This is a genomic window from Rhodopirellula islandica (assembly GCF_001027925.1).
In the GTDB taxonomy this organism is placed as follows: domain Bacteria; phylum Planctomycetota; class Planctomycetia; order Pirellulales; family Pirellulaceae; genus Rhodopirellula; species Rhodopirellula islandica.
In genome coordinates, this window is sequence record NZ_LECT01000017.1 from 392,413 (window position 1) to 404,353 (window position 11,941).

Sequence of the window (11,941 nt, forward strand, 5' to 3'; positions counted from 1 at the left end):
AATGTGGATGTTAGCCAGTGCCGTCGTCACGGCGAGTTTGTTAGGCAGCATGCACTGCGTTGGCATGTGCGGCCCGCTCGCGATTTGGGCCAGCGGTGCTGGTGAGAAACAACCCAAAGCGACCGTCGTCTGGTCCACCACGCTGTACCACCTGGGGCGTTTGCTGACTTACGTGCTGGCAGGACTGATCGCCGGCACCATCGGCAGCCTGGTCGAAATCGGTGGCGAAACACTTGGCGTTCAACTGGCTGCCGCACGTGTCGTGGGCACGATCATGATGGCTCTCGGAATTTGGAAACTGTGGCAGATTGTTTCCGTCAATCGATCCACCGCCAAACCGATCACGCCCTCCCGCATTGGCGGTGTCCTGGTTCGTTTACGCCCCCTCATTTTTCAATTGCCTGTTGCTGGCCGCGCCCTCGCCATTGGAATGTTGACCACCTTGCTTCCCTGTGGATGGTTGTATCTGTTTGCTCTTGTCGCAGCCGGAACAGGCCAAACGCTCAACGGTGGTTTGGTGATGGCAGCGTTCTGGTTGGGCACGGTCCCAGCCCTCACCGCACTGATCGCCGGCACCCAATCGTTGTCGCGTCGATTCACCAAGTTCATCCCCGCCGCGGCCGCCGCGACGTTGATCATCACGGGTGGGTACACCGCATCAGGCCGAGGCTTTGCAGACTTGCAATCGTTGACGGACATCCGCGCCAACGTCGACTTGGATTTGGACGGATCCAACTCGCAACAAACACTCTCAGAGTTGACCGCAACTCCGCTGCCCTGTTGCTGCGCCGAAGGCATTCCCTGCGAATCGCCTGAAGAGTGATCGCACGTCATGGCTTCGAAATTGGACGCGTCAAACGACGCCGCGTCGTCGTCGATCGACGTGACACTGCCTTGCATCCACTGCGGTGAGCCGACGGATGTGCATCGCGACACAGATCCGCAGACCGTTTTCTGCTGCCATGGATGCCGCGGCGCGTACGAGTTGATCCACGGCTGGGGCCTTGAGAATTACTACGGCTTGCGAGACCAGTTGGCAGGCGGCGGTCAACCGATCGATCGCGTCGGGCAGCCCTCCTCCGAGGAAACCCTGCACGAACGATACACCGTCTTTGATCGAGCCGATTACCTGGGTGCGTCCCAACCCATCGAGCAGTCCGATGGGACGATGCGATGCGAACTCGCCGTGCATGGGCTGCACTGCGCTGCCTGTGCCTGGCTGATTGAAAACGTTGCCACGCGAACGCCGGGTTGGCTGGACGCGCGGGTCAAGATGAGCGAACACACGATGCGGGTCGTGTTTGACCCCAAGCTCATTTCGCTCAGCCGGATCGCTCAACCACTTGATCGCCTGGGCTACGAGCTGTCGCCCCTGCCTGAACATCGCGAAGACCACTTTCGCCAGGAAAATCATCGGCTGCTGATTCAGATCGCTTTCGCAGGCTTCTGCGCCGCCAATGCGATGTGGATTGCCATCGCGCTGTACGCCGGTGAGGCGTCCGATGTGGAAGCCTCCCACTGGTCGTTCCTCAGGTGGACCGGAACGGGCTTGGGACTGGCAGCGGTGTTGTTGCCCGGACGCACCTTTTTCCAAGGTGCCTGGGCATCGGTCAAAACCCGAACGCCGCACATGGACCTGCCCGTCGCACTCGGACTGTCCGTGGGCACCCTGGCGGGAGTGATCGCTGCGGTCACAGGACAGGGCGAGTCCTACTTTGATTCGTTGGCAGTGCTGGTGTTCCTGCTGTTGATCGGACGCTGGATTCAATTTCACCAGCAGCACCGGGCCGCCAAGGCAGTCGATTTGTTGTTGCGGATCACACCTCGCCACGCCCATCGCATCCTGCAGAACGATCAAACGGAACTCGTCCTCGTCGACAACCTGCGTCCCGAAGATTCTGTTCGCGTGATGGCAGGTCAGAGCGTTCCCGTGGACGGGACCGTTCTGGCCGGGCAATCATCGATCGACCAATCGCTGCTGACCGGCGAGAGTCTGCCCGTGTCGGTCCAAGTCGGTGAATCGGTTTCTGCGGGAACGGTCAACTTGCAAAGTCCGCTGGACATCCAGGTCACGTCCGTCGGCCGCGAAAGTCGGATCGGCCAGGTCATGCAATCGGTCGAAGAAGCCGCCTCGCAAAAGACGCCCATCGTTCAACTGGCCGATTCCATTGGTGGCTACTTCGTGGTCATCGTCACGTTGTTAGCTGGCATCACGTTCTGCGTGTGGCTGGGTGATGGATTTGGCCCCGCGGCATCCCATGCAACTTCGCTGCTCATCGTTGCCTGCCCCTGTGCGTTGGCTCTGGCGACGCCACTTGCCATCGCAGTTGCACTGGGCAGAGCTGCGAAACGAAAGATATTGATTCGAGATGGTTCTTCACTGCAAACGCTGGCGTCTGTTGGAACGATTTGGTTTGATAAAACCGGCACCTTGACCGAAGGCAAGCCGCGAGCGGAATTTGTGGAAGGCGATGCGTCTGCGATCGCTCACGCCGCGGCGATTGAACGCAGTTGCGAGCACCCGATCGCGATTGCCATTCAACGCGAAGCCAAGCGACGTGATCTGGACATCCCGACCAACGCACAACTTGACCAAGTGCATGTGGGAGGGGTCTCGGGCGAGAGTGATGGGCATCCCGTTTTGGTGGGCAGTCTTTCGTTCATGCAAAAACACCATGTTGCGATCAGCGATTCAGTCTTGGCCGCGTGCGAACATTGCACCAATCAATCGTCCAGCCCCAGTGTGATTGCGATCGATGGCATCGCGACCTGCGTGCTCGCCATCAGTGACCCGCTTAAACCCAACGTCGCTGGCTTTCTCGAATCGCTACGAGACCGAGGCTGGCAGGTCGGGATTCTTTCGGGTGATCACCCCAAGATTGTGGCCCACGTCGCTCAACAACTGGGAGTCGACGCCTCTTATGCACTGGGAGGTTTATCACCGGAAGCCAAACTGAAACACGTCCGAGATCATTCGCAGGGATCGACGGTGATGGTTGGCGATGGCGCGAACGATGCTGCGGCGTTGGCCGCGGCGGATGTTGGAATTGCGGTTCGCGGAGGTGCGGAGGTCAGCCTTCAGGCCGCACCGATTTACATTGCCTCCGACAGCATGATCGCAATCGACGATTTGATTCGCGCGTCTCGACGGACACAGGCTTTGATTTACACGGCGTTCACCGCCTCACTCAGCTACAATGTGATTGCGGTTGCCCTCGCGATGACAGGGCGAATCAGTCCACTCGTCGCGGCGGTCTTGATGCCGATCAGTTCGGTCACAGTGCTTGCCCTCACGCTGGCGTGGCCCATTTTTCGCGAGAAAAAAACATGAGTGTCCTCTTCATTGCTCTGCCACTGGCACTGCTGCTCGGCGCCGGTGGAATGCTTGCGTGCATCATGTGCATCCGGGGCGGTCAGTACGACGACCTGGAATCACCCGCTGTCCGAATCCTGATTGACGAGGACGGTCAGCCCCGGGATCGCAAGACAGACGCACCAGGTGCCAACGAAACTACCGATTCACCCCAAACCTCCCAGGGTCGTTTACCCTGAATTTTGAGCAAAATTTGGCGAGGGCGTGACCGATAACACGCTTATGGATCGCCACACCCTCAAAATTGCAAACCGCGAGAATCACGTCCGCCATGACATGGTGATCGCGACGCATGGCTTTCTTTCCAACGGTCAAAGCCTGGACCCCATCGCAGATCTTTTGACGATGGCTGGCTATGAATGTTCGGTGTGGGAATACCCCAGTTTGCGAGGCTCGATCCTGTCACACGCCAGCCGATTGACCGGGTTGATTCAGGAAGCGATGGCCCGACCGGACATCCGCCGAATTCACTTTGTCGCGCACAGCATGGGCGGCATCATAGTGCGTGCTGCAATCGCGCAGTCCCGGATGGAAACGCTCGCAAAAAATCAGTGCGGACGGTTGCTGATGCTGGCGCCCCCGAACAAGGGATCCTGGCTGACGCGGTTCCCCCTGGGTCCCTTTGCGAGTCAATTCCCGCAACTCGTCGAACTGTCGGAGAAAGAAGACAGCCTGGTCAATCAGTTGCCTCGCCTTCATCGATTCGATGTGGGCGTGATCGCGGCCCAGAACGACTGGATCGTTTCTCAGACTGCAACTCACCTGGAGGGGCAAATGGACCATGCCGTGGTCCCCACGTCGCACCAGCGATTGGTTCAGCATCCTCTGGCGATTGAGATGACGCTTCGATTCTTGGAACGCGGGCAATTGCACGAACGTGTCGATCATGAAACGGCTGGACCGACGATCCCGTTCCAGCCTTTGCCCCATTCCAACGCCAACGCCAACGCCAACACCGTCACTGAGCACTCAGCGTCGAACCGTCGCAGAGCGGCCTGAGCCCAGGTCAACGACTCACTGCGCGACGGGTTTCACGTTCGCGGATGGCTTGGGAACCGCGAAGAAAGTGTTGGCGCGACGCACGCTATCGGGATCCACTTTCTCGAGTTCCTTGATGGCCTCAGCGGCCTCGGGTTTCGGGCACGCCCGCAAGTAATTCACGGCGGGAACTCGAACCCAGTTGTTTTCAGCGTCAGCGTCGAGGAACAATTGCTTGATCCGAGCGATTTGGCTCCAGTCGTTCCAGCGAGCCAAATCGGGAATCACCAAGTCCGCCAAATCGGGTCGTTCGAGAATGTGGTGCAGCGACGGAACCAAGGCACTGCGAGCGATCACCCCACCTTCACTGCCGTGAAACCGCAGCGCCATGATGGCGGCATAGGTGTCCGCGTAGGAGGCTTGCTGGTTCTCCAGGAACAACTCGTCGATGACAGCCAGCCCCTTCTCGCCCCCCAAGGTCAGGTAGCAGGCAATCAAAGCATCAAGCCCCGAGCGTGAGCTCTTTTGCGTGCTTCTCAACATCGATTCCAACATCGGCAGGTCCTCTTCACCGCCGCAGATTCCCAACAACGTCAAGTACATGCGTTTGCGTTCGGGGGACATCTCGGGATCTTGGATCCAACTGACCAAAGCGTCGTGATCCAAAGCCGATTCGATCTTTCTGATTTCTTCATATGGTGTGGTCGCGAATTCGTCGTACGCATCCCGGGACAACATCGAGTCTTCGTCTTGCAGGTAGTCGTAATAGAACAGCAGTCGCTGGGACGGTTCCTTGTCGGCCAACTGGGTGATGCTTTCCAGGTACTTTTCGCTTTTGGGGGTCAGTGGCAGGCAAGACCACTGCATGTCCCGAGGATCGACACCGCTGAGCATGAATCGGCGGCCCTTGGCCACGTCACCGAAATAAACCGCGGTGACGGTTTGGCCGACTTCCACGTGCTCGCCGCCTTTGAGCACGGTCTCGATTCGCATCTTGACCTCTCCGGTGTCGGCATTGCGTGTCAGATCGCTCTGCAACGCCGTTGCGATGACCACCGCGTCCATCACCTCCATCTCCTGCCGGAGCGTCTGCGACACGGCACTGCAAAACGGGCAAGCGGACGCGAGCGGACCGGTCAACAGCGTTCCGAGCACCATCACGCCAACGAGGACACGAGTTTTCAGAGTGGTCATGAATTCACAAAAGGTGGGTGGGTGACGGGCGGGAAACGGAGGACGTTGCGTGTCAGCGACGAATCAGAGTCTACGCTCCAGATTGGACGGTGTTCGAACCGTCCCGGATCAAAATTCTAACATCTGGACCGACAATCGGAAACGAAACGACTCATCCCGATCGGTGGGTTGTGCCGATAACTCCGATGAAACCGGTGTGGACCACTCCACGCGGGAAAACCACGTGATCAAAAGATCCATCGCCAAACGCGATTCATACCCGGGGGGGAATGTCGGAATGTACCAACGAGCTACCATTTTGGCCGCAGCAGCGGCTGTTTTCTTTGTAGGCTTTGCCTGCGATTCGCCTCAAGCTGCAGCCCAGGGCTATGGGGCCCCCGTGGCGATGGGAGCCGGTGGAACCCTTCCCAACGGGATGGGACAAATGGGCTATCAAGGCCAACGTGCCTATGGTCAAAGCTGGGGATCATCCGCCGCCAACACCGATTGGAACCGGATGTACCACTATCCCTACGTCTACTACCCCCAAAACTTCTGGGGCCAAGACTACTACAAAAGCAGCGATAGCTTGTACCATCGTTACCCCACGGAAATGAGAATTCCCGTCTACAATAAGAGCTGGCACAACTACTACCCGAGCAATCGCCGGTTCCACAAAGGACACCACTTCATTCTTGACACGTTCTAGTCGACCGTCCCGCCCCAAATCGCTCATCAAACAGCTCGATGCATCCACCGCTCGCGTGTGGATCATCGACGCTGCCGGTGAGCTGATACACCTTTCGCCCACCATGGCGAAATGGCTCGGGAATTCCAACGAGACCGACGACTCACAAGCAGTCGAGACATTGCCGGAACATTGGGTCGACGCACTCCGCCCCGACCCATCGATCCGTTTTCGCTGTCACCAGACGCGACGGATCACGCTGACCCAAGCGGGGAACCACGCTCCGAATCGGGGGCAAGGTTCTGGCTCTCATTCCGATGAAGCCCTCACCGCGGTCGCTCACTGGGTCTCGCTCGGCACCAGCGGCTACACCCTGGGCTGCCTCGGCGAATTCCTCCGCGACAGCGACGTGCCGCTCGCGGATTGGCTTGGCGAAGGCGGCCTGCGTCAGGAGTCTCAGCTTCGCGAATTGATCGCGAAGCACCGCTCGTCCAACGCCCGCACGGCGGACATCTTGTTGGCAGGCGAATCAGACGCAGCCGAACTGCTCCGCCGGCGCGTGACGGCGGCGACCTCCATGCGTTGTCACTTGGGTTTGTTCACGATCACCAACGCCAGCAGTCGCGAGCTTGCATTGTGGCTCCATGACGCATCGACCCCCGAGGAATCACTGACCATCGTCGACGGTGCCTTGATGGATGCGGAACTGCTGGAAGCCTATGCAGCACCCGCGATCCATTCGATCAACCGCAGCGAGTCAGGTCGCGGCGACGCAACGTTGCTGATCGAACGCTTGGACGAAATGCCCGACGACGCTCAGTTGAAACTGAGTCAGTGGGTGGAAGTGTTTGGTGATCACCTCCGCCTGATCGGTTTGCTGGATCCAGCTCGAGTCATGGAGACTCAAAAGCAAACCAATCCCACCGTCGATCCTCTGGACGCACAGATTGCCGAACTGACTCACGTGCCCCAGGCGGTCACGGGCATCGCCAAACCACTTCTGAATCTGATGTGCGCAATGCCAATCACGATCCCTCGCTTGCAGGATCGCCGCGAGGACATCCCGGCCCTGGCGTTGGCATTGCTTCACGAGGCTCATCGATCGAATCAGTCGCGGAAGCAAAGCACAAAGACGGAGATGCCACGCCTGGGACGCGATGCATTGGATGCGTTGACGCTGTACCCGTGGCCCAACGATTTTGACGAACTTGCCGAAGCCATGACATCGGCCCTTGGTCGTGTCGTAGGAGAACGCATCGGTCGCGAACATTTGCCCTTGGTCATTCGATCCTATCGCGTCGGTCCCAACGTGACCTCCGAAAAGAAATCGGACCCTGACAACAACGACAGCAACTTTCGAATCCATTCGCTGGACGAAGCCGTTCAGAAATACGAACGCGAGTTGATCGACCGGGCGATCAACGCGGCCCAAGGCAACAAAGCCGAGGCGGCTCGCCGACTCGGAATCAGCCGGGCTCGGTTGCTACGGAAACTCGACGGATGATCGCCGTGGAAACGAAACTTTGGATCACCGGTCCCGAGTCCGAACGTTGGTTCGATGCGGTGCGAGTGATGTGGGCCGCCGATTTCCATCCCGAACGTTTTGCCTCGCTCCGTGAACTGCCACTCCGCAAACGGAATCTTCGTACGCAACCGACTCCGATCGCCGAAGTTGTCCTCTGGGCCGGTGTCCCAGAGGGCATCCTGGAATTGACCCGATGGCTCGGCTCGCCCGCGGCGCACGCCGGGCATCGCCTTTACATCGCGGCAGGTCAATGGTCCGATGCAGAACGTTCGGTTCTCCAGCGATTCGGCGTCCGCTTGACCGTTGCTGAACTCACGGACCTGATCGCCATTCAACCCATCGTGCGTGATTGGTCTCTCCGCGTTTCCCAATGACAGACAACCTCCACGCACATTCATGACATCCAACTGCGACACCCTAGCCACTCGACTGACGGGCGTCGGTCGGTCCGCCGTCGCGGTGATCGGTCTGCGAGGCCCGCTCGCGGCTCAGTGCGTGAACGACTGCTTTGTCCCCGCATCCAATGCTCATCCCCAAATGCTGGCCGGTCAGGTTCGCTACGGAACCTGGAAAAGCAGCGACGGCGTCCCGGGGGAGTCAATTGTTTTGACCCCGATGTCTGACGGCGGGTTTGAAATCCATGGGCACGGCGGTGAAGCCGCGGTCAGCGCAATCCTGGCTTCACTGAACGACCGAGGTGTTGCCACGGTGGATGACTCGCGTTGGCGTCAAAACGAATCCATCATCGTGGCCGAAGCTGAACGCGTCTTGCAGAGATGCGTGACCGGGCAGCAAGCCGCGATTGCACTGGATCAAACTCGAGGAGCGCTGAGGCAGTGGTGCGAGCATTGGATCAACTGCCTGGAATCCGCAAACTTCTCGAACGAGTCACCGACACAACAAACGGCCTTGCTCGATCAACTTTGCCAAGCGGCACAGACCGTGTGCTCCCACGGCGAAAAGGGGGTTCGTTTGATCGAACCGCGTCGGTTGGTTCTTGCGGGTCCACCCAACGTCGGCAAAAGCAGTTTGATGAATCAGATCGTCGGCTTTCGACGCAGCATCACGCACGACGCCGCTGGCACAACGCGAGACGTTTTGCAGTGCGACACGGTGATCGCCGGGGTTCCTGTTCGGCTAAGTGACACCGCGGGCATTCGTGAAACGGCGCACTTGACCGAGTCGGGGGCATCGATCGAGCGAGAAGGTATTCGCCGCGCGTCGCTCGCGATCGAGACCGCTGACCTGCTGTTGATCGTGTGCCAACCTTCGACCTTGGATCAACGGGCCAGATTTCGAAGCGAGCTCCCAATCTCGGATCGAACACACGTCTTGGAAGTGCTGAACAAGGCGGACCTGCTGACGGGAAACGAAACATCAGCCACCGCACCGATCGAGCATCAAACCATCGCGAGCGATGACGACAACCCTGGAGTCGCAAAGCTGATGGAAACGTTGGCCCGCCATCTGTTGTCGACACTTCCGCCTCGTCATTCGCCCGTGCCGATCTGCCAGCGACAACAAGATCTCGCACGGCGACTTTGCCGGGCTAACTCGCTGGAGGCTGCGGATGCAACGTTGAAACAATTGCTGACAGGAGTCGCCCAGTGACCACATCGCCCATTGAGCTCGAAGTCACGGAAAAATTGCGTGAAGCAATGCGAGACTGCATCGCCGATCGCATGCATTCGCCGGTGATGCAAACGCTGCCCAGCGGAACCAAGGCGGTTCTCAAGGATATCGCTGGACTGCAAACCCGAGCCACGGCGACCCTCGGCCCCCCGATCCGCAAAGAGGAATCTTGGTGGGTGAATCGACGAGCGATCCAGCAATCCACCACGTCGCAGGTCGCGAAATTCAAAGCGAGCTGGTTCGGCGATCTACCGGTGACGGACATCTGCTGTGGAATCGGAGGCGACCTGATCGCCTTGGCTCGTCGCGGCCCCACCACCGGCATCGACGCCAGCGAATCCATCCTGTCCTTCACTGCAGCCAACTTGTTCACCGCAAATGTGAAGGCTGAACTGCGTTGCCTGGACGTCATGGAATCGGAACCGGCCGATGTCGTGAACGGATCGAAATGGCTTCACATCGACCCTGACCGGCGCGTCGACAATCAACGCCACGTCCAACCCGATGCCTGGTTGCCAACCTGGGAACGCACCGTGGAACTACTCAATCAAGTCCAAGGCGGTTTGGTGAAGATGGCCCCGGCAACCACACTTGAATCGTCCATCGCCGAAGCCTGTCATCTGATGTGGATTTCTTCCGGCGGAAGCGTTCGCGAACAAACTGCAATTTGGGGCACCCTCCCAACGCCACCCGCAGCTTCAATGGACGGTGCCACCTGGAAGACAGGCGGACGAACGGCCGTCGTCCTGAAGCATGACACGGTCCACTGCTACTCTGCCGCATTGGGTGACTGGACCGTCCCTGCCTCGGTGGTTTCGTCGGCTGAAAGTTGGATGATCGATCCGGACGGGGCCATCCGAGCGGCAGGCTTGACGGACCACTTCGCTCGATCCCACCAAGCTCAAACGCTGGGTGGACCGTCAGGATTTTTGACCGCAGCTTGGACGGCGATGGAAGGTGAGTCCTCCAACCCGCAGACAACTTGCCAGCATCTGGCCGTGGTCGCCCCCATTCGCGACCGACTGTCTTGCGACGACCGAGCACTGCGACGGTACTTCCGAAAAGCGAAAGCGTATCCAGAGGTCATCAAGGTTCGGGGCGTCGACATCGACCCCGCCAAACTAGGAAAGAAACTTCGCGAGTGCGGCGAGACTCCCTTGGCACTATGGATCGGCCGAAACGGCAAGAAAACCTACGCCGTCGTGACCGAACTGCCCACGCCCCCCCTTTCTTAAAGGTCGGGCGGTTTTCTGGTGCTGCTTTTCCGCGGGTTTTCGTCTGCTGCACCTCTCCTGAAACGAAGTTTGGGGAGAGCAACAGCGATATACTAGGTCGAGCGACGCCGTTCAGGCGTACGCGAGGGTGAGGGCCGGGTATGGGAAGCGGCGCGGATTGCCCTCCCCCGGAAATCTCGCTGAACGCTCGTTTTCCGACCCCTCCCGCTGCACGGGCGGGGTTCTTTAGGCATTACAAGCACGGCACTTGAAAACTGCACGACCTCTTTCACGAGCGGGGTCCGCAAGATGTTACGAACACCGCATTGAACACCCGCTCGACCTCTGGAGGGGGGAACAAAAAGGGCGGGGACACTCTCACGCGGGCGATCCCTGATCCGACCGTTCGCACGGGCAATCGGGTTTCAATTATAGTGGGGCAGTTGAGTTCCTCGGATCTCAGCTTCGCTCTTCTTCTTCTCGATTCGGACCACGGTTTTATGGGCGTTCGTTTTGCTTGCCATGCCTGTGGGAAGCGACTGAACATCAAGACAGAACTTGCCGGACGTCAGGGCGTTTGCCCCGCGTGCTCGGTGCGTTTTCGCATCCCCACACAAGATCAGCCCCAATCGATCGCGGTCGATGAAGACTCCTCGGGAAGTCATCCCCCAGCCACGTCGGACTCCGACCAGATGGCTGATGTTTTGGAATCGTCCGATCAGGATCCCGGTGTCGAAGCGTCCGATTCATCCCCCGCCCACGGCTCCTTCTCCGCGTCGGCTGCTGGCGGATCAACCACGATCGAACGCCCCCAGACCAAAGCAACCACCTCCGAGAAGAGCGTCATTCCCGCGGAACCGGCCCCTTCCAGCCCCGATGCAATCCTCGGTGACTCGACCGCGGTCTGGTACGTCCGTCCGCCAAGTGGCGGCCAGTACGGCCCTGCAGATGGCCCAACCATGAAGCAGTGGATCACAGAAGGTCGCATTGCTGATTCAGCCATGCTGTGGCGTGACGGCTGGCCAGATTGGAAGCCCGCTGGCGAAATCCTGCGTCAGCTGAAACAAAAAGGTCCCGCCATCGAGAGCAACCCTCCTCAAAAAGCCATTCTGGCGACGCCCGGCAACGCGCACCTCGTCGACGGCAAGTTGGTTGACGCTCCCGCAAATCGGGACAAGGTTGCCATTCTCAATCGAGGCGGGCCGCTTGAATCCAGCAAACGCAAACGATCGCGAAAGCGAATTGCCGCGACCGTTGCGTTGGTGCTGATGTTGGTACTCTTGGTCGCGGCCTTGGCCTTCGTCGTTTTGCGTTGAAAACCGTCCATGCTTGGCGACGTCCTGCGCCCCCTCGGACCT

11 protein-coding genes are annotated in these 11,941 nt (G+C 59.1%); 10 read left to right on the forward strand and 1 reads right to left on the reverse strand.

Annotation, left to right across the window (positions count from 1 at the left end; genetic code table 11):
- Position 1: 1 nt before the first annotated feature.
- The 4 genes from RISK_RS09940 to RISK_RS09955 are packed head-to-tail and all read left to right on the forward strand — an operon-like array spanning position 2 to position 4,372.
- Complete coding sequence (locus tag RISK_RS09940) at positions 2-823, forward strand: sulfite exporter TauE/SafE family protein (protein ID WP_047814080.1); 822 nt, start codon at positions 2-4, stop codon at positions 821-823.
- Between the two features lie 9 nt (positions 824-832).
- The gene (locus RISK_RS09945; RefSeq protein ID WP_047814081.1) at positions 833-3,331 is read left to right on the forward strand and encodes a heavy metal translocating P-type ATPase metal-binding domain-containing protein; all 2,499 of its coding nucleotides are present in this window, start codon (positions 833-835) and stop codon (positions 3,329-3,331) included.
- Positions 3,328-3,552 carry a cbb3-type cytochrome oxidase assembly protein CcoS gene (gene ccoS, locus RISK_RS09950; protein ID WP_047814082.1) on the forward strand — a complete coding sequence of 75 codons (225 nt, stop codon included), beginning with the start codon at positions 3,328-3,330 and terminating at the stop codon, positions 3,550-3,552. Before RISK_RS09945 ends, ccoS begins: the two co-directional genes overlap by 4 nt.
- 43 nt (positions 3,553-3,595) lie before the next feature.
- Positions 3,596-4,372 carry an esterase/lipase family protein gene (locus RISK_RS09955; protein WP_047814083.1) on the forward strand — a complete coding sequence of 259 codons (777 nt, stop codon included), beginning with the start codon at positions 3,596-3,598 and terminating at the stop codon, positions 4,370-4,372.
- Positions 4,373-4,387: 15 nt separating this feature from the next.
- Here the strand turns inward: RISK_RS09955 and RISK_RS09960 are convergent, their stop codons facing one another.
- The gene (locus RISK_RS09960; RefSeq protein WP_047814084.1) at positions 4,388-5,545 is read right to left on the reverse strand and encodes a hypothetical protein; all 1,158 of its coding nucleotides are present in this window, start codon (positions 5,543-5,545) and stop codon (positions 4,388-4,390) included.
- A 277-nt stretch (positions 5,546-5,822) separates the two neighbouring features.
- Between RISK_RS09960 and RISK_RS09965 the strand changes: the two genes are divergently transcribed.
- From RISK_RS09965 to RISK_RS09990, 6 genes are all read left to right on the forward strand, one after another.
- Positions 5,823-6,233, forward strand: coding sequence for a hypothetical protein (locus tag RISK_RS09965; RefSeq protein ID WP_047814211.1), 411 nt, complete (start codon positions 5,823-5,825; stop codon positions 6,231-6,233).
- The gene (locus RISK_RS09970; RefSeq protein ID WP_236696182.1) at positions 6,220-7,716 is read left to right on the forward strand and encodes a helix-turn-helix domain-containing protein; all 1,497 of its coding nucleotides are present in this window, start codon (positions 6,220-6,222) and stop codon (positions 7,714-7,716) included. Before RISK_RS09965 ends, RISK_RS09970 begins: the two co-directional genes overlap by 14 nt.
- Entirely contained in the window at positions 7,713-8,111 is a 399-nt protein-coding gene (locus RISK_RS09975) for a hypothetical protein (RefSeq protein ID WP_047814085.1), read from the forward strand. Before RISK_RS09970 ends, RISK_RS09975 begins: the two co-directional genes overlap by 4 nt.
- A gap of 22 nt (positions 8,112-8,133) precedes the next feature.
- Positions 8,134-9,348: a GTPase gene (locus RISK_RS09980; protein WP_047814086.1), complete on the forward strand. Its 1,215-nt coding sequence runs from the start codon at positions 8,134-8,136 to the stop codon at positions 9,346-9,348.
- Positions 9,345-10,604: a class I SAM-dependent methyltransferase gene (locus RISK_RS09985; RefSeq protein WP_047814087.1), complete on the forward strand. Its 1,260-nt coding sequence runs from the start codon at positions 9,345-9,347 to the stop codon at positions 10,602-10,604. Before RISK_RS09980 ends, RISK_RS09985 begins: the two co-directional genes overlap by 4 nt.
- Before the next feature lie 479 nt (positions 10,605-11,083).
- The gene (locus tag RISK_RS09990; protein WP_047814088.1) at positions 11,084-11,899 is read left to right on the forward strand and encodes a DUF4339 domain-containing protein; all 816 of its coding nucleotides are present in this window, start codon (positions 11,084-11,086) and stop codon (positions 11,897-11,899) included.
- Positions 11,900-11,941 lie beyond the last annotated feature (42 nt).